Source organism: Bacillus sp. FSL R5-0576, assembly GCF_038004765.1.
GTDB lineage: Bacteria > Bacillota > Bacilli > Bacillales > Bacillaceae > Bacillus > Bacillus subtilis.
In genome coordinates, this window is sequence record NZ_JBBORU010000001.1 from 1,264,266 (window position 1) to 1,287,247 (window position 22,982).

Annotated in this window: 24 protein-coding genes, 1 pseudogene and 3 riboswitches; of the genes and pseudogenes, 17 read left to right on the forward strand and 8 right to left on the reverse strand. The window is 42.3% G+C overall.

Translation table 11 applies throughout. The features are described 5' to 3' along the window. Positions 1-603: an HMP/thiamine ABC transporter substrate-binding protein ThiU gene (gene thiU, locus NX903_RS06575; RefSeq protein WP_015252237.1), complete on the reverse strand. Its 603-nt coding sequence runs from the start codon at positions 601-603 to the stop codon at positions 1-3. 96 nt (positions 604-699) lie between these two features. Next, positions 700-812: riboswitch (TPP riboswitch) on the reverse strand. Positions 813-913: 101 nt separating this feature from the next. On the opposite strand from thiU, the gene ykoG reads away from it, so the two are divergent. The 7 genes from ykoG (at position 914) to mgtE (ending at position 6,329) form a co-directional block, all read left to right on the forward strand. After that, on the forward strand, positions 914-1,600 hold the full coding sequence (gene ykoG, locus NX903_RS06580; RefSeq protein ID WP_086343758.1) for a two-component system response regulator YkoG: 687 nt from the start codon (positions 914-916) through the stop codon (positions 1,598-1,600). Between the two features lie 3 nt (positions 1,601-1,603). Beyond that, a complete protein-coding gene (gene ykoH, locus NX903_RS06585) occupies positions 1,604-2,968 on the forward strand; it encodes a two-component system sensor histidine kinase YkoH (protein ID WP_086343759.1) in 1,365 nt (454 codons plus the stop codon). Further along, on the forward strand, positions 2,965-3,645 hold the full coding sequence (locus tag NX903_RS06590) for a PepSY domain-containing protein (RefSeq protein WP_086343760.1): 681 nt from the start codon (positions 2,965-2,967) through the stop codon (positions 3,643-3,645). Before ykoH ends, NX903_RS06590 begins: the two co-directional genes overlap by 4 nt. 91 nt (positions 3,646-3,736) lie before the next feature. Continuing rightward, complete coding sequence (locus NX903_RS06595; protein WP_014479606.1) at positions 3,737-4,249, forward strand: PepSY domain-containing protein; 513 nt, start codon at positions 3,737-3,739, stop codon at positions 4,247-4,249. An 82-nt stretch (positions 4,250-4,331) separates the two neighbouring features. Next, positions 4,332-4,469 (forward strand): transcriptional regulator SplA domain-containing protein, encoded by a 138-nt coding sequence (locus tag NX903_RS06600; RefSeq protein WP_003218541.1) that lies wholly within the window; start codon positions 4,332-4,334, stop codon positions 4,467-4,469. 107 nt (positions 4,470-4,576) lie between these two features. Continuing rightward, a riboswitch (M-box (ykoK) riboswitch) is annotated at positions 4,577-4,742 on the forward strand. A 91-nt stretch (positions 4,743-4,833) separates the two neighbouring features. Beyond that, a complete protein-coding gene (locus tag NX903_RS06605) occupies positions 4,834-4,956 on the forward strand; it encodes a hypothetical protein (RefSeq protein WP_009967087.1) in 123 nt (40 codons plus the stop codon). Between the two features lie 17 nt (positions 4,957-4,973). Continuing rightward, a complete protein-coding gene (gene mgtE / locus NX903_RS06610) occupies positions 4,974-6,329 on the forward strand; it encodes a magnesium transporter (protein WP_003232543.1) in 1,356 nt (451 codons plus the stop codon). Positions 6,330-6,371: 42 nt separating this feature from the next. On the opposite strand, the gene tnrA is transcribed toward mgtE, so the two are convergent. Beyond that, entirely contained in the window at positions 6,372-6,704 is a 333-nt protein-coding gene (tnrA, locus tag NX903_RS06615; protein ID WP_003232541.1) for a MerR family transcriptional regulator TnrA, read from the reverse strand. A gap of 194 nt (positions 6,705-6,898) precedes the next feature. Here tnrA and NX903_RS06620 point away from each other — a divergent pair, with 194 nt between their 5' ends. From NX903_RS06620 to NX903_RS06630, 3 genes are all read left to right on the forward strand, one after another. Next, entirely contained in the window at positions 6,899-7,054 is a 156-nt protein-coding gene (locus NX903_RS06620) for a hypothetical protein (RefSeq protein WP_003232538.1), read from the forward strand. Positions 7,055-7,141: 87 nt separating this feature from the next. Further along, positions 7,142-7,324 carry a stress response protein YkoL gene (gene ykoL, locus NX903_RS06625; RefSeq protein ID WP_003245766.1) on the forward strand — a complete coding sequence of 61 codons (183 nt, stop codon included), beginning with the start codon at positions 7,142-7,144 and terminating at the stop codon, positions 7,322-7,324. A gap of 132 nt (positions 7,325-7,456) precedes the next feature. Then, entirely contained in the window at positions 7,457-7,921 is a 465-nt protein-coding gene (locus tag NX903_RS06630; protein ID WP_003232536.1) for a MarR family winged helix-turn-helix transcriptional regulator, read from the forward strand. 14 nt (positions 7,922-7,935) lie between these two features. Here NX903_RS06630 and NX903_RS06635 read toward each other — a convergent pair. After that, a pseudogene (locus NX903_RS06635) lies at positions 7,936-9,057 on the reverse strand (MGDG synthase family glycosyltransferase). A 91-nt stretch (positions 9,058-9,148) separates the two neighbouring features. Between NX903_RS06635 and NX903_RS06640 the strand changes: the two are divergent. Then, on the forward strand, positions 9,149-9,700 hold the full coding sequence (locus NX903_RS06640) for a YkoP family protein (protein ID WP_003245777.1): 552 nt from the start codon (positions 9,149-9,151) through the stop codon (positions 9,698-9,700). A gap of 27 nt (positions 9,701-9,727) precedes the next feature. Here NX903_RS06640 and NX903_RS06645 read toward each other — a convergent pair whose 3' ends face one another. Next, positions 9,728-10,540, reverse strand: coding sequence for a metallophosphoesterase (locus NX903_RS06645; protein WP_086343761.1), 813 nt, complete (start codon positions 10,538-10,540; stop codon positions 9,728-9,730). 192 nt (positions 10,541-10,732) lie between these two features. On the opposite strand from NX903_RS06645, the gene NX903_RS06650 reads away from it, so the two are divergent. Continuing rightward, positions 10,733-12,427, forward strand: a complete 1,695-nt coding sequence (locus NX903_RS06650; protein ID WP_086343762.1) for a DUF6044 family protein — start codon at positions 10,733-10,735, stop codon at positions 12,425-12,427. 12 nt (positions 12,428-12,439) lie between these two features. Then, positions 12,440-13,453, forward strand: coding sequence for a glycosyltransferase family 2 protein (locus NX903_RS06655; RefSeq protein ID WP_015252230.1), 1,014 nt, complete (start codon positions 12,440-12,442; stop codon positions 13,451-13,453). 23 nt (positions 13,454-13,476) lie between these two features. Here NX903_RS06655 and NX903_RS06660 read toward each other — a convergent pair whose 3' ends face one another. The 3 genes from NX903_RS06660 to NX903_RS06670 all read right to left on the reverse strand — a co-directional run bounded on the left by NX903_RS06660 (position 13,477) and on the right by NX903_RS06670 (position 18,690). Next, complete coding sequence (locus NX903_RS06660; protein WP_086343763.1) at positions 13,477-15,312, reverse strand: DNA ligase D; 1,836 nt, start codon at positions 15,310-15,312, stop codon at positions 13,477-13,479. Between the two features lie 3 nt (positions 15,313-15,315). Next, complete coding sequence (gene ku, locus NX903_RS06665; RefSeq protein WP_024572505.1) at positions 15,316-16,200, reverse strand: non-homologous end joining protein Ku; 885 nt, start codon at positions 16,198-16,200, stop codon at positions 15,316-15,318. Positions 16,201-16,287: 87 nt separating this feature from the next. After that, positions 16,288-18,690 (reverse strand): EAL domain-containing protein, encoded by a 2,403-nt coding sequence (locus NX903_RS06670; protein ID WP_137200740.1) that lies wholly within the window; start codon positions 18,688-18,690, stop codon positions 16,288-16,290. 180 nt (positions 18,691-18,870) lie between these two features. Between NX903_RS06670 and NX903_RS06675 the strand changes: the two genes are divergently transcribed. From NX903_RS06675 to rsgI, 4 genes are all read left to right on the forward strand, one after another. Further along, positions 18,871-19,536 carry a DedA family protein gene (locus NX903_RS06675; protein WP_024572507.1) on the forward strand — a complete coding sequence of 222 codons (666 nt, stop codon included), beginning with the start codon at positions 18,871-18,873 and terminating at the stop codon, positions 19,534-19,536. A gap of 47 nt (positions 19,537-19,583) precedes the next feature. Continuing rightward, a riboswitch (yybP-ykoY riboswitch) is annotated at positions 19,584-19,687 on the forward strand. Between the two features lie 105 nt (positions 19,688-19,792). Further along, positions 19,793-20,587 carry a TerC family protein gene (locus NX903_RS06680; protein ID WP_003245669.1) on the forward strand — a complete coding sequence of 265 codons (795 nt, stop codon included), beginning with the start codon at positions 19,793-19,795 and terminating at the stop codon, positions 20,585-20,587. A gap of 263 nt (positions 20,588-20,850) precedes the next feature. Beyond that, a complete protein-coding gene (gene sigI, locus NX903_RS06685; RefSeq protein ID WP_003245855.1) occupies positions 20,851-21,606 on the forward strand; it encodes an RNA polymerase sigma factor SigI in 756 nt (251 codons plus the stop codon). Further along, positions 21,603-22,748, forward strand: coding sequence for an anti-sigma-I factor RsgI (rsgI, locus tag NX903_RS06690; RefSeq protein WP_042974380.1), 1,146 nt, complete (start codon positions 21,603-21,605; stop codon positions 22,746-22,748). The genes sigI and rsgI overlap by 4 nt, the downstream gene beginning before the upstream one ends. Before the next feature lie 10 nt (positions 22,749-22,758). Here the strand turns inward: rsgI and sspD are convergent, their stop codons facing one another. Beyond that, a complete protein-coding gene (gene sspD / locus NX903_RS06695; protein WP_003218568.1) occupies positions 22,759-22,953 on the reverse strand; it encodes an acid-soluble spore protein SspD in 195 nt (64 codons plus the stop codon). Between the last annotated feature and the right edge of the window lie 29 nt (positions 22,954-22,982).

Sequence of the window (22,982 nt, forward strand, 5' to 3'; positions counted from 1 at the left end):
TTATCCCTGCTTTCTGTTTTTTCTTGATGGACTGTTAGCCGAAAGATTCACAGTCATGGTGATGTGGTTTGTTTGCTGCTCAGCCATGCGGAAAACGGCTTCCAATGTGCTGAATACGTCATGCGCATCCCCGTCAAGCTCGCTCGCGTAATGGACACCCTGTACGAAAGTGCCTTGGGCTTTTGCAATGTCGACAGCCTTCATAATCAATCCCATATAATCCGGCTCGTTCATTGGATAAAGGGCAAATTGGCACGGCGCTTCCGCCTTCAAGCCTCGGACAGCATCTTCATTGACACGCTTATCACCTTTGGAAAGATATGTATCCCCCTGTGTGTCACCCGGGCATCCAATGGAAAACGTGCCGTTCATGACGATGTGTTGTTCGCTGTTTGCTGCATGAAGGTAAATGGCTTTTGCAGCATCGAATACATGATCAATCGATCCGCGTAACACCGTGCTGATATGGTCGGTTTTCGTCCATACCTTGGATGTATCTGTTTTTTTCAGCGCAGACTTGATCACACTGATAAAATCATCCGTCATCGGATATAAAGAGAAGCGAAAACCGGCGATTCTGCTTGTACCGCAAATATGCTCCATTTCTCCGACCTCCTGTTTTTTTGGTAAAATAAAAAACTGCATATCCTAAGGGAATATGCAGTCATAGATCGATTAAGCGCACAAAAAAATACACCATTCGGTCAACCTGCACTTCCCCACGCTGGTATTATCCAGATCGGGTCATAAGGGATCAAAGCGCGTTTCTTCCGCGCTTTATCTCAGCCAAAACAGCACCCCTAGTGCTTTCCGTATACAATTTTTTATTTTGACATCATAATAGATGATAAGAATCATTTTGTAAACAACGAAATCATTTTTTTCATATAGGGACGGGAGAGGATGATCAAATTTGGAAAAAGGACACATATTAATTGTGGAAGATGAAGAAAAAATCGCCAGGGTTCTTCAGCTTGAATTGGAATATGAAGGATACAGCGTCACCATCAAACACAATGGCACAGAAGGTCTGGATGCGGCAGCGAAAGGCGGGCATTCCTTGGTGCTTCTTGATGTCATGCTTCCGGGGCTTAGCGGACTGGAAGTGCTGCGCCGCTTGAGAAAAACGGATCCGCAGACACCGGTCATATTATTAACGGCGCGAGACAGTATTCCTGATAAGGTAACAGGTCTGGACATCGGTGCGAATGACTATGTCACCAAGCCGTTTGAAATCGAGGAATTGCTTGCGAGAATCAGGGCGGCGCTGCGGCAAAATGGAACAAAAACGGAAGATATCGGCACCTTTCTTACATATGACGATTTGCGGGTGAACGAAAAAACCCGTGAAGTGAGACGCGGAGACAAAGAGGTGGAATTAACGCCGCGGGAATTTGATCTACTCGTCTATATGCTAAAGCATCCGCAGCAAGTGCTGACACGGGAGCAAATTCTAAGCTCGGTATGGGGATTTGATTATATCGGTGATACAAATGTCGTGGACGTCTACATAAGATACATCAGAAAAAAACTGGACTATCCTTACGAAAAACAGCTGATCCATACGATTCGCGGGGTCGGCTATGCCATTAAGGGGTAAACGATGAAGCTGAAGACCAAGATTCATCTATACACATCAATATCACTGTTGATTTTATTAATTTTGGTGCATACCGCAGTCTATCTCATTTTTTCGTCTGCGCTGACATCAAAGGATGCATCCCGGCTTGCTGATGAGACGGATAACATTGCCGAAGCGCTGCGTGCCGCTGAAACAGAAGGAGTGGCTTTGCAGGATATGCTGCAGGCCTATCTTCCGGCAAATGGCATGGTGCGTGTAGTGAATGGTGATCAAAAAGCCGTTATGACGATCACAAAAGAAAAAGCCTATAAAGATTTTCCTCTCTCTTTTCATAGCGGAGAAACGGCAGATGTGAGGAAACATGACGGCAAGCTGTTTGCCGAGGCTGCTGTTCCGGTAATTTGGACCGATGGACAAGTGGTTTCTCTTCAGCTGGTTGAAAGGCTTGAGAACACAGAAGAGAGTCTGTTTCTGCTGAAAATCATCTTAATCGCTGCAAGTGCTGCTGTCTGCATTGCTTCTTTTTTTGCAGGCAGCTTGCTAGCCCGCCGAATCATCAATCCGATCAGACGATTAATGATCACAATGAAAGACATACAGCGAGACAAAAAATTTAAAACGATTTCTTTAGAAGGACAGTCCAACGATGAATTGTATCAAATGGGGCTGACATTTAATGAAATGGCAATGATGCTGAAGGAGCACTATGATAAACAGCAGCAATTTGTTCAAGATGCTTCACACGAATTGAAAACGCCGCTCACCATTATAGAAAGCTACAGCAGCCTGATGAAGCGGTGGGGGGCAAAAAAGCCGGAGGTGCTTGAGGAGTCGATAGAAGCCATTCACTCAGAAGCGGTGCATATGAAAAAACTGACCAATCAGCTTTTGGCGCTGGCCAAAAGTCATCAAGAGCTTGATCTTGATCTGAAAACAATCGATCTGATTGAAGCGGCGCGCGCGGTTATGCAAACGCTCCAGTCCGTTTATCAGCGTGACATATTTCTTGAAACAGATAAAGAGAGCCTGCTTGTAAAGGCTGATGAAGAACGCATCAAGCAGCTGTTGACCATTTTGCTTGATAATGCAATAAAGTATAGTGAAAAGCCTATTGAGATGTCAGCTGGAACGAGGAATGGACGGCCATTTTTATCAGTGAGGGATGAAGGCATCGGAATACCTGAGGAGCATATCCCGCATTTGTTCGAACGGTTCTACCGGGCAGATGAAGCACGAAACAGAAAAACAGGCGGAACGGGTTTAGGCCTTTCCATTGCCAAGCAAATCGCCGATGAGCATGGCATTGAGCTGTCTGTCAAAAGCAAGCCGGGACAAGGAACAGCTGTCACCATGCAATTCAGCGAACAGAATGGGGGAGGCCGATGACTAAAACAATAAAAACAGTATCTTTTGCCGCAGCAGCCATTTTAGTTGTCATCATCTGTACGTTTCTCATCATTCGGCAAACCCATGAGAACGTATTGTCAAAGGAGACTGTCGTAAAAAAAGTCGAATCCTCTTATGAAGGCAAGGTCACGAAAGCAACACAATCAAAGGATAAAAAAACATATGATATAACGCTTGAAAATCAAAAGGGAACTTACTTTGTAAAAGCAGACGCAATATCGGCTGACATTCTTTCAATGAATAGAGTAAAAGCAGTGAATCCATCTGCCATGACAGAAAAAGAAGCCGAGCATCTCGCGCTTGAGCGGGTGCCGGGAACCGTCAAAAAACAAACACGGCAAAGTCGAGTTGCCACTTATACCATACAAAAAGAAGATGGGAAAACATACGAAGTGAAGGTAGACATGCAGGCAAAAACAGTCTTGTCTGCCGATCAAATCAGCAGCAAAGATCAACAAAAAACGCCGATTACGAAAAAAGAAGCCAAAACAATTGCTGAGCGAGAAACGGGAGGAACAGCGGATGACGCAGATCTCGAAGAAAGTGAGGGCACTCTCATCTTTGAAGTGGACGTTGATCTTCCTGATAGCAAGGAAGCGACAGTGAAAATCAATGCCTACACAGGAAAGGTAGCTAACATTGTGTATGAAGACTGACGGTTTCTCATCAAATTCTCATCTTGCTCTCGTTTTCCTTTCATGTTGAGTGTGTAAACTGTACTCATACAAAACAAAGGAGGACTCACAAATGCTCAAGAAAAAATGGATGGTCGGTCTTTTAGCAGGGTGCCTAGCGGCCGGAGGATTCAGCTACAACGCGTTTGCCAAAGAAAACAATGAAAACAGACAGGCTTCTTCTAAGACGGATGCACTCACTGAACAAGAAGCAGAAGCAATTGCTAAAACAGTTGTTGACGGCACAGTAGAAGACATTGACAGAGACCTTTACAACGGCAAAGAAGTCTATGAAGTGGAGATTGAAAAAGAAGGTGAAGACTACGACGTTTATGTAGATATTCATACAAAACAAGCGCTTAATGACCCGTTAAAGGAGAAAGCAGAACAAGTCGCCATAACCAAAGAAGAAGCTGAAGAAATTGCTTTAAAGCAAACAGGTGGAACCGTAACAGAAAGTAAGCTTGACGAAGATGACGGTGCTTACATCTATGAAATGGAAATCCAAACGAAGCAAGGAACTGAGACAGAATTTGAAATTTCCGCAAAAGATGGACGCATTATCAAACAGGAGATAGATGACTAATCAAAACCCCCGCTGCAGCGGGGGTTTTTCATGATAAGAAACCTTCTTTTGGACAATCTAAGTAGAAAAGGAGGCGAAACGCATGGAAAAGAAAGAGGAGCAATACATCAATCAGGCTGAATATGTCCCTCATCCGACGAAGGAAGGAGAGTACGCCTTATTTCTTCATGAAACGTATCATTTGCTTTCTGAAGATGACGAGACACAAACAACAGAATAAGGGCTTTGGCCCTTGTTTTGTTCCGTAATTGTGATGTAAGCGCATTTATTACTTTTTTGAGTTGACACAGCTTGTTTTTTTCTGTAATCTCAGTGTGTCAATTCAATTAGGAACTTCGTTAGGTGAGGCTCCTGTATGGAGATACGCTGCTGCCCAAAAATGTCCAAAGACGCCAATGGGTCAACAGAAATCATCGACATAAGGTGATTTTTAATGCAGCTGGATGCTTGTCCTATGCCATACAGTGCTAAAGCTCTACGATTGAAGGCGCCCGCACGCTTTTTTTGCCGTGCTTCTTTCACCTTCAATCCCGAAGGCTTTTTTTATGCCTTTAAAACGAAACCAATCAAAGGAGGTGCGGAGTATGGATTCTCCCCATTCGAGTCAATCTGAAGAAGTACCCATATACTATGACAGCAAGACAATTGATTACACGATGAGGAGACGAACTGCCGCACCTTCTGGCGAGGCCGGCACGTCTCCGTAGAGGAGGTACGAGTCCCGATGGTTCAAAACATGACCTATGACGAACTCATTTTACGCATCATTATTTTACTGCGAGACGGGAAAATCAGGGATTTCAGAAGTGTTATTGATGAGCTTCAGCCCTATGACATGGCATTTATTTTTAAAGAAATGCCGGAAAAACACCGCGCCCGCTATTTATCTTATTTAACTGTAGACGATATCACTGATATGATCGGGGAGCTGGAACGCGAATTTCAGCTTGTCGTCTTAAATAAAGTCGGAAAAACAAAAGCAACACTGGCGATGAATAAAATGGACAACGATGACCTCGCTCAATTGCTTGAAGAAATGGACGAAGAACTGAAGGAACAGCTTTTGTCCAGCATGGAAGCGTCAGAATCAAAAGCTGTACAGCTCTTGATGAATTACCCGGCTGATTCAGCGGGACGCATGATGACAAACCGGTATGTGTGGATTCCTCAGCATTACACGGTAAAAGACGCGGTCGTCAAACTGAAAAGCTTCGCTGAAATAGCTGAATCGATCAACTACTTATATGTTATTAATGAAAGCAAACAGCTGGTTGGGGTTCTTTCCTACCGCGATTTGATTCTGGGTGAACCTGAAGAAAAGGTGCAGGATTTAATGTTTACCCGCGTCATATCAGCAGATGCTCTTCAGGACCAGGAAGAAGTTGCCCGCCTGATTGAACGTTACGATTTTTTGGCAATACCGGTTGTAGAAGAAAACAACGTGCTTGTCGGCATTGTGACGGTCGATGATATTATCGACGTCGTTATTCGGGAAGCTGATGAGGATTACGAAAAATTTGCCGCTTCCGGTAAAGACATCACCTTTGACACAAAAGCTTACGTGGCGGCATACCGGCGCCTGCCATGGCTGATTTTACTCTTGTTTATCGGACTGATTTCAGGAAGCATTATCAGCTATTTTGAAGACGCGCTGAAGCAGGTTGTCGCGCTTGCGTTTTTCATGCCGATGGTATCAGGGATGACAGGAAATACGGGAACACAATCTCTCGCGGTTGTCATCAGAGGTTTGTCTAAAGAAGAAATGAACAAAAAAACGATTGTGCGCCTGATCTTCCGGGAGTTCAGAACAAGCATTTTTATCGGAGCGGTTTGTTCTGTGCTGATTGCGATTGTCTCCATCATATGGCAGGGGAATGCGCTTTTGGGATTTGTTGTCGCCTCTTCACTGTTCTTAACCTTAATCATCGGCACGATGTCAGGAACGATTATCCCTATTATTTTACACAAACTGAAAGTAGACCCGGCAATTGCTTCTGGACCGCTGATTACAACGTTAAACGATATTTTATCTTTATTAATCTACTTTGGCATTGCCACTGCATTCATTCACTCTTTATAAACGTAAAAAGTCCGTCTCAACTGCGAGCCGGACTTTTATTATTTAACGGTTTTTGTACCGAAAGTGAGCATTAAGCTGCCCCTCCAGCATTTTTTTCCGCACTTGCGGATCGTTTTTTAACATCTGTTCTTTTTTGCGCATATCCTTTAAAATCTCTGCCGTCTGTACGCCGTCTTCACGTTTATTGGCGATATCCATCAGCCGCTCTACATCAGCAAAGGAGTATTTTCTTGTCCCCCTTGAAGAACGCTGCGGGTAAATGAGCTTTCGTTCCTCATAATACCTGATCTGTCTTACGGACAATCCTGTCAATTCACTCACAATTCCGATTGAAATCACTTTTTTGTCTTTATAAGAATGATCTTCTGTGGTCATTTTTCCACCCCTGGATGTCTTTTGATAATAGTATATAAAAAACAAAGAGAAAAAACCTGACGCTTGTCATATTTTCTAACATCAAATAGAAGATTTTTGAAAAAATACGGAAGAAAAATTAACAAGAATAATGCGTAACACCCAAGCGCGTTTTATCCTTTATGTAACGAATCAAACGAGGAGGAAGGATAATCATGGAGGAAGAAAAAGCGGTCTCACTGGCAAAAGAAATTATAGAGTTGGATATCAAGCGTGATGAAATGCTGGAGACGTTTATGCAGCTTGCCGGAGAACAGGCTTTTCAATTATTAAGATCGGTTCAAAACGGACAATACCGAAAATCTTCGTAAACATAAATTCTTTACATTAGATTCATACCACGTTCATTTAAAAAGAGTATCTTTTGTATAGGATACCTCAAAATGAAGGAGGACGCTATGAGTAATTTATTGAAATCCGCTTTAGAAAAAGAACGACGCCATTATTCTGAAAAACTCTATCAGATTGGGGTTTATAATAAAGAGGTCATGAACAAAATGACGATTTCTGAGCTTCGGAAAGAATACGCTTATTTCTTTCGAAGCATTACAAATCATAAAAATTATCCTTATACAAGATAATGTATAAGGATTTTTTTGCTTTTAGAAGGAATTTCTCGAATTATAGCGAATACGTATAGTAAGGGACTGAACTCTTATTATATGTAAGGGTTTTCATTATTTTTTTATAAAAATCCTATATACGAGGTAGATATGATGAGATTATCGTTTAACGAAGAAGAAGTTGAGCGTGCGATGAATTTGTACAGAGTTTTTGCAAGGGCTTTCAAAAGTGTGTCCGAACATAGTATCCGTGATAGCAAAGAGCACGGTTTTAATCCCACTGAATTTGCTGTACTGGAGCTCCTGTACACAAGAGGCCCGCAAAAATTACAGCAAATTGGGTCGAGACTTCTGCTTGTAAGCGGAAACGTCACATATGTTATTGACAAACTAGAAAGAAACGGGTTTTTAGTAAGGGAGCAGGACCCAAAAGATAAACGCTCTGTTTACGCACATTTAACTGACAAGGGAAATGAGTATTTGGATAAAATTTATCCGATTCATGCACTGCGTATTGCGAGAGCGTTTTCAGGTCTTTCGCCTGATGAACAGGACCAGCTGATCGTCCTGCTCAAGAAAGCAGGCATACACAGCCAGCATTTGCTGTTTCGTTAACTATTCTACACTCTCTATTTCAGGAGAGTGTTTTTTTGTTTCCATATGACTCTTTTTAAAACATCTTCAATCTTCCTATCAGACATTTCGCCAAGGTATCCATTGACGTGTTTTTTATACTCCTTCATCTGTTCGTTCGATTGAAAAAATACCGCGATATACTCTTCTGCTTTCTGCATGTCCCAGTTTCTCATATCTGTTACGAGCTTCCTTTCATGTAGAAGGTTTAAATTCATTTCCTCCTGTCCCGGCAGTGCATGATAAATAAATACCGGAAGCCGTTACTGTAAGCATTCACTGATGGTCACGCCTCCGGGTTTAGTCATGATGCCTGTCGCCTGTTCGTACAAACGGTTCATCTCTGCTTTGCTGTGAAGGTAAGGAATCGCCTCAATCAAGGGGTGGTGTAAACTTTTGACATAGGAGTAGAGCTTTTCGTTTCTGCCGCATAATATTTTGTATAAGATCTTTCCGCCTGGCGACAGTTCCTGCACCCATTTTAAAATCCCACCGACCCCCATACTGCCCCCTGTGATGATGATGGTATATGGCGGGTGGTGCTGCAAGGTATCTGCTGATTCCATTTCAAAATTTCGGTGAACTGGAATGCCGGTCAAGTATATGTTGTTCTGATCGATCCCCTCTGATATTAGCTGCTTCTTTACTTCCGTGCTCGGAACAAAATGGTAATCAATGTTCTTCCGTCCCCATAATTGATTCACGAAAAAATCAGTGTATACATTCACTACCGTCAGATTCGGATATTCAGGCTTTAGTCGGTTCAGCAGATAAGAAGGCAGCGCATGTGTGCAGAAGGCGATATCAGGCTGTTTTTCTTGGAGGATGTGCCTCATTTGCTGTGTGAACAGCCATTCGTACATGAAATAGCGTTTGTCATGCTGAAATTCTCCGCAGGCGAGGAGCCTGTAAATGCCGCTGTACGTTTTCGGGAAATATTGAATCCATTTTAAATAAGCCACGGAGGACAATTTTTCTAAACGGCTATACGCATGTGAAAAGATATCAATCTTTTCAGCTGCCAGCCCTTGAGACTCTAATTCAGCCTGCAATGCATCAGCCACATGATGATGGCCGGTGGAAATGCTTAAAAAAGGAAAAATGAGAATGTTTTTCATGACAGTCCTCCTAAAAAAATATGGCAACTATATTTTGAGGAGAACGTTCACAAAATATAAGGGTGTTTTTGATCATAAGGAAGGTGAAAAGATGAAAACTTGTTTCCTTTCCATATGGAGAGTGGTTGACCCGATTTATTTCTTTTTTTCAAGGCTAAGCTTGATTGACAACGATCAAAAAAGCGTTTTTCGAGTCAGGCTGACGAAGTATAAAGGACATCATGTCGTACTGAGCGATGGAACGCATATTAGAAAAAATGATGTGCTCGTTAAAATTCATCTGCACAATATTAAGCTGATAAGAGAACTGCAAAGCATTGAGAGCGCGGTCAGAAAAGGAATCATTATTTATCAGAAAGTATATCAATCGATGCCGCTTCTTCTTGACTATATCAACAATCATAAAAAAAGCGAGAAAATTAAAGGAATCATTGGGATTACAATGCTTGACAAAGGTGTGGAAAGGCTCGGCTTTGATGTGATCACCCCGGTGAACCCTTTTTACAGATGCTTTAAAAAAGTGTCCCATGTGCCGATTTTATATTTGACTTCAAAGCCTGTGAGCTTGCGGCATTTACCGAATTCATCCTATTTGTTTATCTCAAAAGAAAAGCTGCAGAAAACCTATCAAAAAAAAGACTGATGCCTCGGTCAGCACAGTCTTTTTTGATTAAATCTGATGAAATGTTACTTCAGGGCGGCTTCCGACACGGATATTTACGCCGGTTTGTCCCAAGCCCTCGCTGATATAAAATGGTTTATCGTAATGATAATGAAGGCCTTTAATCATGTTCATTCGCACGAGCTTGCCCATTTTCACCAAATGATACGGTTTTGGCCAGTGAATTTGCCCGCCGTGAAAATGCCCTGACAGCAGGTAATCATAATGAACATCTTTCATATCCAGAATAATATTTGGGTCATGTGTTAAGACAAGATGATAGCCATTTTCCAGACTTTGATAAGAGCCGGTGATATTACTCCGATTCGTACTGTAATCATCAATGCCGATAATATTGACTGGCCCTGCAGCCGTCTCGATTCGAACATGTTCATTTTGCAGCGTAATACAGCCGTTTTCCTCTAAAACTCGCTTTAATCTCCGAAAGTCCTCTTCTTTCAATACATAATCGTGGTTACCGAACACCGCGTACATTCCATATGCAGGCTTCAGCTTTTGCAAGGCGTTCAAGTAACCTGCCAGCTTCGGAATATTACGTTTCCGATCAAGAAAATCCCCGGTAAGAGCAATGATGTCCACAGGCTGATCTTTTGTTAAATGATACAGCTCCTCAGGTGAGACAGAAATGTTTTCCAAGTGAAGATCTGATAAATGAAGGATATTTAATTTTTTTCTGGCTGGAAGGCCGTCTTTTTGGTCGATTGAAATGGTGTTGACTTTCACATCTTTTGTATTGCGGTTCGCTTTATATAGAAATGGCACAAATACGAGTATGGCCAATGAAAGTAAGATTGTAAACAAAATATATCCCCTCCCTTCTATCAGTATAGTAAGTGATCAAGCCCTATGGATAGCGGGAATTAATGGGTAGAGACAGGCTGAAAAACGGATTGTCATATGATGAATGATTTGGAAGGGAAAAGGGATAATAAATTTTGACACATGAGGCAGAACATGCCGATGGAGTCAGAATAACAAATGGATGTGTAAGCAATGTTACGATTGATGAGACAACAAAAAAAAGAAACATATTATCTCTGGATCGCATTATTTCTTCTTTTATTGTATGTATCCCCGCTTTTTATTTTAAAGGAAGATGCCCATATCCGGGTCCACGATAATTTAGATTCCAACATCGCTTGGTACAAGGTTCTGGCCGATAGCGGAGAAATCGTCGGCAAGGTTGACGCTGCCATTCCCCAAATCATTAACGGGCTGCCCCGGGATGCCTTTGGCACCGAGTGGAGCGGAATTGTTTGGCTCCATGCTTTCTTTTCTTCCATGACCGCCTATGCAATAAGCCAGACGGTTACAAGAGTTGTCGCTTTTTTTGGAATGTATGTGCTGCTGAAGAAACATATAATCCCGGAACCAAAAGCGGCTTTCATCCGAATTGGCGTATCGCTTGCATTTGCCTTAACACCGTTCTGGCCTTCGGGAATGCTGAGTACGCTTGGGTACCCTTTGGCACTGTGGGCTTTTTTAAATATCCGAAAAGGGGATATCTCATGGAGAGAGTGGCTGACGCTGGGCTTGCTTCCTCTATACTCAAGCTTTGTTCTAGGCTTCTTCTTTTTCCTGACAGGGATGGCGTGTTTTTGGCTGTATGATGCCATTACAAATAGAAGATGGAATTTGATGTTCTTAGGCAGTATTGCATTTATGACGAGTATTTATCTTTTCGTTGAATATCGGCTTGTCTATTCGATGCTGTTTGAACACGCACCGATGCATCGTATCGAATTTATCTCATCCAGGCATGACGTTTGGCAGTCTCTTCGGCTATCCGTAAAAAACTTTGTCTATGGCCATAATCATGTGATGACCGTTCATACCGTTGTCATCCTCCCGATCCTGCTGGTCGTATTTGCTGCTCTGCTGTTCAAACGAAATCGGACAAAGCCAGAAAATGTTTATCTGTTTTTATGTGTGCTTAATTACGGGTTGTCATTATGGTATGCGTTTTGGTTCAACAAAATTTGGGCTGTTCCAAAGCAGAAATTTGCTTTTTTAGCAGAATTTAATTTTGCCCGTTTTCATTTTCTTCGGCCGCTTGTTATATACGTGAGCTTTGCGCTTGCTTTATATCTCATTTGGCGGATGGGGAAAGGATGGAAATGGCTTGTGTACGCCGCAGTCGCTGCACAGCTGATGGTGTTGGCGCCTTTTAATGAAGAATATACGTATGGCGTTCATTACAACGCGCCGACATTCAAGGAGTTTTATGCATCGGAACAATTCAAAGAGATTAAGGAATATATCGGACGTCCGCAAGATTCGTACAGGGTGGCGAGCATCGGACTGCATCCGTCTATCGCCCAATATAACGGGTTTTATACGTTAGATACGTATAACAATCTGTATCCGCTCTCATATAAATATGAATTTAGGAAAATCATCGAAAAAGAGCTGGAAAAAAATTCTCGGCTGAAACAATACTTTGATGAATGGGGCAGCCGCTGCTACCTTTTTGTCGATGAACTCGGTAAACGATATGATTTCAAAAAGAACTCGAAGAAAACGATCAACAACCTTCAATTAAATACAGATGTATTTAAAAAAATGGGCGGACGGTACATTTTTTCTTCAGTTCCGATCATGAATGCTGAACAAAACCATCTCGCGCTCGTAAAGACGTTTGACCATAAAGATTCCGCCTGGCGCATTTATTTATATGAAACAAGATAAGGAGGATATCGATTGAAACAGTCACAGCCAGTATTAACCATCGTCGTCCCGTGTTTCAATGAAGAGGAAGTGTTTCAAGAAACAAGCCGTCAGCTGACAGAGGTTGTAGATGATTTAATTGAAGAAAAATTAATTGCTGAAGACAGTAAAATTCTGTTTGTCGATGATGGCAGCAAAGACCGCACTTGGGCTTTGATTGCTATGGAGAGCATAAGAAACAAGAAGGTTACCGGCTTAAAATTAGCCTGCAATGTCGGCCACCAAAAAGCGCTTTTAGCCGGACTGCATAAAGCGAAGAATAGGTCAGACTGCGTCATTTCGATCGATGCTGATCTTCAGGACGACATCTCTGTGATCCGGGATTTTATGCTGAAATATCATGAGGGCTGCGAGATCGTTTACGGTGTACGCCGGAGCAGAAAAACCGATACCTTTTTCAAGCGCACGACCGCGTTAGGGTTTTATCGTCTCATGAATAAGCTTGGGATTAAATTAATTTATAATCATGCTGATTTTCGTTTAATGAATAAAAGGTCCCTCGAAGAGCTTGAGCGTTATCCGGAAGCGAATCTGTTTTTAAGAGGTATTGTCCCTATGATCGGCTTTAAATCGGCCGAAGTTTTGTATGACCGCAAGGAACGCTTTGCTGGCAAAACGAAATATCCGCTGAAAAAGATGCTATCCTTCGCTTTTAACGGGATTACTTCATTCAGTGTCGCACCAATTCGATTCTTTACGCTTTTAGGGTTTGTTTTGTTTTTCCTCAGCGCTGTGGCAGGGATTGGCGCGTTTATTCAAAAGCTGCTCGGCCATACGAATGCAGGCTGGGCGTCTCTCATCATATCCATTTGGTTTTTGGGCGGGTTGCAATTGATGGGAATTGGCATCATCGGAGAGTATATTGGAACGATTTTTTCTGAAGTGAAAAGACGGCCGAAATACGCGATTGATATTGATTTGTATAATGAGCAGCTGAGCCCGCTCCAGCGCCAGGAAAAAGAGCGGTTAGAAAAAAAGTACAGTTAAACGGAAAGAGCTGACTTCATTAGTCAGCTCTTTTTCTTTAACTGATGCAATATGGCGCTAAGCGGTTCGTCTTGCGGGTTGCGGTAAAAATCAAAAAATGGGCAGCCCTGCTTCTTAATTCGATCGATGACCGTATCAATTGTAAACAGAGCGGGTGTTAAAGATGATTGCACCTCATGCCAGTAGAGCGGGGCTGCGACAGTCCCAAGCTCATTTCCTCTCGTCGAATAGGGACAGATAATCGTTTTTCCTTCTGCGTGCTGCAAATAATCAAGATACAATTTGCCGTGTCTGTTTTTAATCAAGCGTTCAGTGGTAAAGAGCTCGGGAAATGCATTGGTGCAGTACTCTGCGATCAGCTGTGTAAATTGGCGTGTTTCTTCATACGTAAATGCCTCGGGAGACAAGGGAATATAAAGCTGGATGCCTTTGTTGCCGGACAGCTTCGGGTACGATGTGATGCCAAAGGAATCCAACAGCCGCTTCAGTTCATTTGCGGCCTGCACGGCCATAAGAAAGTCATCTCGCGAAGGAGGGTCTAAATCAATGACAATCTCAGCCGGACGCCTGCTTTTAATGGTTTGAAAAGGAACGTGAAACTCCAAAGCAAGCTGGTTGCAAAGCCATAGCAATGTAGACATATCCTCACAGACAATATGTTCATGGCTTCCATCATAGAAAGATTGAACAAAATCCGGCGCATAGTCCGGCTTGTTTTTTTGGAAAAATGATTCGCTCCTAGATCCATGCGGATAGCGGATGACGGTGACAGCCCGGTTTTTCAGAAATGGGAGCAGATAGTCACTGACTTCAATCATATACTGAATAAAATCTTCTTTTGTTTTTTTATTCTTTTCAAATATGATTTTATCTAGGCTTGTGAACTGGAGCTTTGGGTGAACCGGTTTGGAGTGTCGTATGACTTGCGCATACGTGCATTCGGTCCAGTCCATTTGGAATTCGAAACCGATAAACGATACCTCTCTTAATGTGCCTTGGAGAATTGTTAAGTATTGAACAGATGCACAAATCGAAGGTTCAAGACTAAATTCGCCTGAGGGTGTTTGATGTCCGTGCTGTTCCATAATCTCGCGTATAGCGCTTTTTTCCTCATCGCGCATTCCGTGCGAGACAGAGGCAATCGGTGTCATTATTCCGTTTTTTAACACAGATACCGTCAGAAACCCGTTGTTAGGGTTGAACCCTGTTATGCAAACATAAGCTTGTTTAAAGTTTTTATATTTGAGCCAATCGGACGACCGCTTCTTTTCAAGCCATTTGCTGTTTGTTTTCTTCGCTACAATTCCTTCTCCGTCATATTTTATTACCATCTCCCAGAGTTGATCAAAATGATCATAACAGGGAATGGATTGAATGGTTTCTTTTGCGTAAGGATCTGGAGATGCAGGAAGCTTTGCTGCGGATATGAGTTCACGCAGCGATTTTTTGCGGTCTAAATACGAAAGAAGCGTTACATCTTCTCCGCTTCGCTCTAACAAATCAAAGGCGAGAAAGCAGCACGGCCGCGCGTGTGCCGATTCCTGAATCTTGTCTGGCCTTTTCAAACGCCCCCGCACTTGAAGGTGTTCAAAATCTGCACGACAGGGATTCACCAAACATACGATTTCACCGTCAAGTGTCAGCGGAAGCTCTTTTTCTAGGTGCTGAAAGGCAGTTTTGGCGAATTGTGTGATTTCAGGGAAGGTGCTGCTGAGCTCCACACCATTTCTGCTGGTTAAGGTCACACCTGAAGAATAGATGCGGAGAATACAGCGGTACCCATCATATTTTACTTCGTAACGCCATTCTGCTCCGATTGGCGGTGACGAAGTTAAGACCGGCTGCATGGTAAACGCCATGCGCTATGATGTGCCGGAGGCTTTTTTTCTAGTTGTTTTTTGTTTTTTATCTCCGGCTCCTTTCGGTTCAGCGGCTTGTGCAGGTGCGGCAGCCGGTGTCTCCCGGTTCGGCCTTCTGGTTCTGTCGATGCTGGCTTGCAGAGCGCTTACCAGGTCAATGACATCTTCACGAGGTGGCGCTTTATCAGGAGTCACAGCCGTTTCTTTATTTTCTAGCTTGTCGTTGACTCTTTGCAGCAGCGCCTGTCGGTACGTGTCTTCATATTTCTCAGGCTCAAACTCAGCAGTCAGTTCATCTATTAATGTGATAGCAGTTTGCAGTTCCTTATCGTTTACATTCGATTGATCAGGTACACCTGGGACATGAGCGGCGCTTCTGACCTCATCGGGATAATGGATAGACTCCATGACGATACAATTTTCATAAACACGGAGAATCGCCAGCTGCTGCTTTGACCTGATTGTCATATTGGCGATACCGATCTTTCCGGTTGAGCGCAGCGCCTCACGCAGCAGGGTATAGGCCTTCGTCCCATTATCCCCGGGGCCGACAAAGTAGGAGCGGTTAAAATAAATCGGATCAATTTCCTGAAGCTGAACAAAGTCAACAATCTCAACTGCTTTCTCCTCATGCTCCTGTTTTAAGCTTTTTAAATCTTCGTCCGTCAGCACTACATATTTTCCTTTTACATATTCATATCCCTTCACAATTTCATCAGGACTAAGAGTTTTTTCGCAATTTGTGCAAACTTTCTCGTATTTGATTGGTGCGTGATCCTCTTTATGGAGGCTGCGCAGTTTAATATCTTTATCTTCTGTGGCCGCATATAGCTTGATGGGGATGTTTACTAATCCGAAGCTGATCGATCCCTTCCACATTGTATGCATATCGATAAACCCCTTTTTTTCTTTAGTGTGAAGAGAAGGATTACGATTCATGTGTAGTAACTTATGGGTGAAAAAAAGCCGGCGCTGTTATTGCGACGGCTGTTCAATAATGAATTGTTCGAATTGTTCCGGAGGTATTGGCCTGCTGAAAAAGAAGCCCTGTAAATGGTCGCAGCCTTTTTCAAAAAGAAGCTGCTTTTGAGCTGCATTTTCCACACCTTCGGCAATCACCTGCAAAGACAGCTGATGCCCCATGGCAATAATAGCTCCGGTAATTTGCTCTGATTTAGGATGGGTCTGAATATCGTCAATAAATGATTTGTCAATCTTCAGCCTGTGAATCGGGAAGTCCTTCAAATAGCTAAGAGAGCTGTGACCAGTACCGAAATCGTCAATACTGATTCTGATTCCTAATTCTGTTAGGGATGATAAAACCTTTTTGGAGTGATCGAGATTGTCCATTGTCATGCTTTCCGTCACCTCCACTTCAAGAAGCTGCGGGGGAAGCTGGTATTTATTAAGCGTATCCTTGATGAGGGGAATCAGATCTTTGGATTGGAACTGTCTGGCGGAAATATTAATGGCGACAGAAAGATCATAGCCTTTGTCATGCCAAATCCTTGCCTGCTTGCATGCTTCATCTATAATCCACTTTCCGATATCAATAATAAGTCCCGTTTCTTCTGCAACACCAATGAATTCTCCGGGCGGACGCAGCTGCCCGTCTGGTGTCACAAGGCGTATCAGTGCTTCTGCTCCTGTCATTTTTTGTTTTTTTACACTGAATTGCGGCTGATAATGCAACACAAATCTATCGTTTTCGATTGCTTCTCTGAGTACCATCTCTTGGTTAAGCTTGACGGTTTCTTTGTTGCCGATTGAAAAAGAATAGTATCTGTATTTGCTTTTGTTTCGTTCTTTAGCCGCATACATTGCCATATCAGCCTTTTTCATCAATTCAAGTCCATCCGTCCCGTCTTTTGGAGATATCGCAATCCCGATACTGACAGATGTGACAAGGATGTGATCTTGAATTTTGAAAGGTTTTTTGAATTTTTGGATAATTTTTCTTGCCAAAACATCTGCTTCGCCTGTTCCTGTATTGGCGTCTGTTAATATAATAATAAATTCATCACCGCCAAGACGGGCGATAAATCCGTTATCAGGGACTACAGATGACAGGCGTTTAGCTGCAAACTGAAGCAGTTGATCACCGACATTATGCCCTAATGCATCGTTAATCACTTTAAACCGGTTTAAGTCGAGAAAGAATACAACGGTGTTATAATGCAAGGAATGCTCGCGATTCAGCACCTTTGTTAGATGAGAGATGGCATGCCTTCTGTTAGGTAAGTCTGTAAGTGAATCATAATGAGCCATTCTATGGATTTCTTTTTCTGCTTTGTACTGCTTCGTCATGTCTTTGCAAATGACATAAATGCTGTCTAGTTCCTGATTGACCTCAACAGGTATAAGCGTAATATTTAAGTGGAACTGGCCTTTTTCAGTGATAAGATCGCTATCGCTGTTCATCGCTTGTTTATCTTTTTTAACTTGCTCAAAAAGGCGCTTAATCTTCTGTGATGTATAATTCCTCCAGTCATGCATGCTGAAGCCAAATTTGCTGATCATTTCCTCACCAGCGTGATTGGAAGATATTATGTCTCCTTCTAATGATAAAATAAAGATTGCATCAATATTGTGGACAATTAAAGACTGAAATCGTTGTTCGTTATCCTTTATGCGTTCGCTCTGTTTAATAAATTTTCGATCTGCATGGGAACTGAATAACAATAACGTTTGGATACAAAAAATAATTAAAGTAACAAAAATTGACCAATGAAACGTTTGCACCTCCATATGGCTTCCGGGCGGAGCCATGTTCTTATGGAAAGTTGCCGCAAGCATCCCTGTGTAGTGCATGCCCGAAATCCCAATACCCATTACAATTGAACTGACGACTTTATAGATTATAAGATGCTCAGAATGTTTTTTCACGGCCAAGTCAAAGAATATTTTTAACGAGACGAAAGAGGCTGCGATCGCAATGATAATTGAAACTGTAAATAAAATCGGTTCGTAAATAATCATTACCCGGGAAATGGCAGACATTCCGATATAGTGCATAGAAGCAATAGATGCGCCAAGCACAACTGATCCGATAAGCAGTCTGTAATATGTAAGAATGTGCCGGCTGACAAAATATAATGACACAAATGATCCCGAAACAGATGCGCCAATGGCTGCCATTAAAGGCATGAATTCATATTCCATCGGCATTTCCATATGGACGGCCATCATCCCTACAAAATGCATTGACCAAATACCGAATCCCATAATAAGTGAGCCGCCGATCAGCCAAATTTTACTTTTTAAGCCTGTGTTGATGGTGACTTTCCTGGAAAGTTCAAGGGAAATATACGAGGCGGTACAGGCAATTAGAATAGATAAACATATGAGCGTCGTATTATATGTAACGTGTATTTCCAAATGGAGATTCCCCCCGTATCGTGTGTTCCAGTCTTGTTGACTCTCTTTATTATCGGCTGCTTAACCGCAGAGTTTCAGCCTTCAAAACGATAGAAATACGAGGGAGATCTATTTTTAGTTCAACTGACCGTGAAAAATGTGTTAAAATCATCTTGACGTTTTCCGAAAAAACAAAAATGTATGATACATAAACATGAGACAAGGGAGTTGGTGGCTATCGAAGAGCTGGTTATGTCATGGATAGAAGCATTTAAAAGCTTATCTTATTTTGGAATATTTCTAGCGCTCAGCATTGAGTTTATTCCAGCCGAAGTCGTCTTGCCGCTTGCGGGCTATTGGGTATCTAAAGGCGATATGACACTTGCCGGCGTTGTTTTGGCAGGATCGCTTGGAGGAGTGGCCGGTCCGCTTACGCTGTATTGGATAGGCCGGTACGGAGGAAGGCCGTTTCTTGAACGTTTTGGGAAGTATCTCTTTATTAAACCTGAAGCGCTTGATAAGTCAGATAATTTTTTCAAAAAACATGGGGGCTTTGTCGCCTTCAGCGGCCGTTTCTTGCCTGGCATCAGGACATTGATTTCCATACCGTGCGGAATTGCAAAAATGAATGTTTGGGTGTTTTCGCTTTATACATTCATTGCTATGCTTCCGATTACATTTGTATATGTTTATCTCGGTGTGAAGCTCGGTGAAAATTGGAAGGAAGTCGGCTCTATTCTTGATCAATATATGCTTCCGATCGGGATAGCGATTTTGGCGCTGTTCCTGCTCTACTTACTGATGAAAAAGAGGAAGAAACGCACGCATTCCGAACAATTATCTGTATTTTTAAAAAATAAGCGTTGACAAATCATTGCGCTGCGCATATCATTGACGTATAAAATCATATTTCTTGAAATCCCAAAGGGGAGTAGCGTCCGGAATGTATTCCGGAAACAAAGTCGTCATTTCATGGATTGTATCCATCGGCTTTGTTGGCATGCCTGAATTCATGTCTAGCAAGACCTTTGCCTTATGTCGGCAAAGGTCTTTTTTGCATGGTCCGGCCGGCATAAGATCGGATGAAGAGAAAGAAAACAACTTTTTTGGGAGGGTATCGTTTATGGATGCAGCATTATTATTAGAGTATGGTTGGGTTCTTCTCGTCTTGATCGGGCTGGAAGGGATTTTAGCCGCCGATAACGCGCTGGTTATGGCGGTAATGGTAAAACATTTGCCGGAGGAAAAAAGAAAAAAAGCGTTATTTTATGGATTGGCAGGGGCTTTTGTTCTGCGATTTGGCTCTTTATTCGCCATTTCATTTTTGGTCAACGTATGGCAGGTTCAAGCGATTGGCGCGATCTATTTGCTGTATATCTCAGCAAGCCACTTATTGAAAAGATATGTATTTAAGAAAGAAGATACACATAAAGAGACGAAGCAAAGCGGTTTTTGGCCGACTGTTTTAAAAGTTGAACTGGCAGATATCGCGTTTGCTGTTGATTCCATCTTAGCAGCAGTAGCGCTGGCGGTTACACTTCCTGGGACATCACTCCCGAAGATCGGCGGACTTGACGGAGGACAATTTCTCGTCATTTTGGCCGGCGGTATCATCGGACTGGTGATCATGCGGTTTGCGGCTTCCATGTTTGTGAAGTTATTAAAGGAACGTCCAAGCCTAGAAACAGCAGCCTTTGTGATTGTCGGCTGGGTCGGAGTGAAGCTTGCTTTATATACGCTTGCCCATCGCGACATAGCGGTTGTTTCTGAGCACTTTATTCATTCTGGAACATGGAAGCTGATATTCTGGGGTGTCTTAGCAGCAATCGCGGTTTGCGGCTGGTTTATGTCAGGTGGGAAAAAACAGCCGGAGGGCGCACAAAACGAGCAAAAAAACAGCACCCGTGAACGGGCGTAATCTGAAAGACTCTGCTTAAAAGCAGAGTCTTTTTGTGTTTGAAGCGTTTTCATAAGCGAAATAAAATAACATTTTTATAACATCTTTGTTACAAAAAACACGCATAAAACCCCCTTAATTCTTTAGAAAGGCACGAAATCATGTATAGGACGTCAGAATGGTTTGTCATAATTGAGACATTGGAAATCAATATTTCTTTTTCTCCTTTGCGAATCCCTATCAAATTAGCTATCATTAATGAGTAGTTATAGGGAGGAACTGAGGTGAAACCAGTGCTTAGCCTTTTGTTTAAATTGGGAAAAAAGAAGCAAACACTTGAAAAAGCTGTTGAGAGTATACAAAAAGGCAATAAAGATCTGCAAAATGAATTAATACAGCAATATAAGCCATTTATCGCAAAGACGGTTTCATCCGTTTGTAAACGATATATAGATGAAAAAGACGATGAGTTCAGTATTGGACTGATCGCGTTTAATGAAGCTATAGAAAAATATTCACCTGAAAAAGGAAATTCTCTGCTCGCATTTGCTGAGCTTATTATAAAAAGAAAAGTCATTGATTACATTAGAAAAGAAGCCAGAAGCGCACAAAATATAAATATTGATTTACAGGAAGGAGACGATCAGGAGTCATCACAAAGCCTGATTGAAGCCGAGCTTTCCATTGATGAATACCGCCGTCAGATTGAACAGGAGCAGAGGCGGGAGGAAATCCTCTATTTTCAAAAGCAGCTCAAGGATTATGGTTTATCGTTTAAAGAACTGCTTGAAAATTCTCCAAAGCACACGGATGCAAGGCAAAACGCCATAAAGGTGGCAATGACGCTTGTTGAACATGAAGAATTGGCCGCTATCCTGTATACAAAGAAGCAGCTTCCGGTCAAACAGCTTGAACAGCTTGTCTCTGTAAGCCGAAAAACGATTGAGAGAAACAGAAAATATATTATTGCGATGTGTATTATCATTACGGGTGATTATATTTATTTAAAAGATTATCTTAAAGGGGTGCTGCACTCATGAGAAGAGGGATTATAGTAGAGAAAAATAAAAAATTCGTCACGTTGCTGACCCCTGACGGACAATTTTTAAAAGCCAAAAATGATCGACACAGCTATGAAATCGGTGAAGAAATCATGCTTCCGAGTGAAACACGCATGGGCAGAAGGGCCAGCTTTTTTGATTTTTTTAAACTGCGCCCTTTCAAAATGGGGATTTTTACGATGACTGCTATTATGCTTTTTATTTTTATAGTTCTCCCCGTTTTTTCTAATAATAAGGCCTATGCGTATATGACAATCGATATCAATCCAAGCGTCGAAATGGCGTTAAACAGCGATTATGAAGTGATTGAACTGACACCTCTAAACGATGAGGGACAGAAAGTCGTGAATGATATAGATGATTGGGAGAAGACTGATTTTAAAAAGGTGATTGACGATATTATAACCGACTGCAGTGAACACGGGTATGTAAAGAAGTCGAAAGAAATATTGATTTCCACTGTTTATGAAAACACAGAAGACAATACATATAAAAAGGCTGTGAAAAAACAGCTGAATGATGTGACTGAAAAATATAAAACGACATACCGCATGGAATCTCTCGAGTCAGATATGCAAACGAGGGAAAAAGCGAAGAAAGAAGGCGTCTCAACAGGCAGCTACATCAAATCAAATGAAAAGAATGACAATAAAGATTTAAAAGATGACTCCAGCAAACCATCCGGGGAAGAGGATCAAAAGAGTGATGAAAATGAGGCTGAAAACACCGATCAAACTGACACCCAGGACAGCAAGCAAGGAGATAATGAACAGCTGAATGATGCGGATTCCGGAGACCAGAAAGAAGATAAAGCGGATGACCAGATTGATGATAGTGACAAAGATAAAAAAATAAAGGAATCAGATGAAAACACAAATACCGAAAAAGATGGGGACCATGAGCAAACCCCAATACAAGATCCTCAAGATAAAGGAAATGAAAATAACGGCGCTGACAAGGGCCAAAGCCAATATCACAGAGACTGGAACAATGGTGAACAAGGCAAGAACCGTTCTTCGTCCAGAAGGGATAACGCTTCAGACCGACGTAATCCAAACGGCTACAGCAGTGATAATAATTCAGCTCAAAATGAAGATTCGCCGAGTGCCCCCGGCGAATAAAGACCTGAATTTATTTAGTTGTGCCATTTAATTGTGATTGTGCTTGCTGTACCAGCCGCTTTGTCATTTCTCCGCCTACAGAGCCGTTAGCGCGTGCGACTGTATCAGAACCAAGGTTCACACCGAATTCTTGAGCCACTTCGAGTTTAAATTGGTCTAGTGCCTGCTCCACCCCTGGAACAACGAGTTTATTTCTGCTCGCCATCTTTTTCATCTCCTTTTTCGATAAAGAAA

Coding starts and splice junctions, on each gene's coding strand:
- NX903_RS06660 (WP_086343763.1), bottom strand. CDS start 15,312: ATGGCGTTTACCATGCAGCCGGTCTTAACTTCGTCACCGCCAATCGGA.
- NX903_RS06605 (WP_009967087.1), top strand. CDS start 4,834: ATGGATTCTCCCCATTCGAGTCAATCTGAAGAAGTACCCATATACTAT.
- NX903_RS06590 (WP_086343760.1), top strand. CDS start 2,965: ATGACTAAAACAATAAAAACAGTATCTTTTGCCGCAGCAGCCATTTTA.
- NX903_RS06630 (WP_003232536.1), top strand. CDS start 7,457: ATGATGAGATTATCGTTTAACGAAGAAGAAGTTGAGCGTGCGATGAAT.
- ykoL (WP_003245766.1), top strand. CDS start 7,142: ATGAGTAATTTATTGAAATCCGCTTTAGAAAAAGAACGACGCCATTAT.
- NX903_RS06680 (WP_003245669.1), top strand. CDS start 19,793: ATGGATGCAGCATTATTATTAGAGTATGGTTGGGTTCTTCTCGTCTTG.
- NX903_RS06620 (WP_003232538.1), top strand. CDS start 6,899: ATGGAGGAAGAAAAAGCGGTCTCACTGGCAAAAGAAATTATAGAGTTG.
- ykoH (WP_086343759.1), top strand. CDS start 1,604: ATGAAGCTGAAGACCAAGATTCATCTATACACATCAATATCACTGTTG.
- NX903_RS06640 (WP_003245777.1), top strand. CDS start 9,149: ATGAAAACTTGTTTCCTTTCCATATGGAGAGTGGTTGACCCGATTTAT.
- ku (WP_024572505.1), bottom strand. CDS start 16,200: ATGCATACAATGTGGAAGGGATCGATCAGCTTCGGATTAGTAAACATC.
- thiU (WP_015252237.1), bottom strand. CDS start 603: ATGGAGCATATTTGCGGTACAAGCAGAATCGCCGGTTTTCGCTTCTCT.
- NX903_RS06595 (WP_014479606.1), top strand. CDS start 3,737: ATGCTCAAGAAAAAATGGATGGTCGGTCTTTTAGCAGGGTGCCTAGCG.
- NX903_RS06675 (WP_024572507.1), top strand. CDS start 18,871: ATGATACATAAACATGAGACAAGGGAGTTGGTGGCTATCGAAGAGCTG.
- NX903_RS06650 (WP_086343762.1), top strand. CDS start 10,733: ATGTTACGATTGATGAGACAACAAAAAAAAGAAACATATTATCTCTGG.
- rsgI (WP_042974380.1), top strand. CDS start 21,603: ATGAGAAGAGGGATTATAGTAGAGAAAAATAAAAAATTCGTCACGTTG.
- sspD (WP_003218568.1), bottom strand. CDS start 22,953: ATGGCGAGCAGAAATAAACTCGTTGTTCCAGGGGTGGAGCAGGCACTA.
- mgtE (WP_003232543.1), top strand. CDS start 4,974: ATGGTTCAAAACATGACCTATGACGAACTCATTTTACGCATCATTATT.
- NX903_RS06600 (WP_003218541.1), top strand. CDS start 4,332: ATGGAAAAGAAAGAGGAGCAATACATCAATCAGGCTGAATATGTCCCT.
- tnrA (WP_003232541.1), bottom strand. CDS start 6,704: ATGACCACAGAAGATCATTCTTATAAAGACAAAAAAGTGATTTCAATC.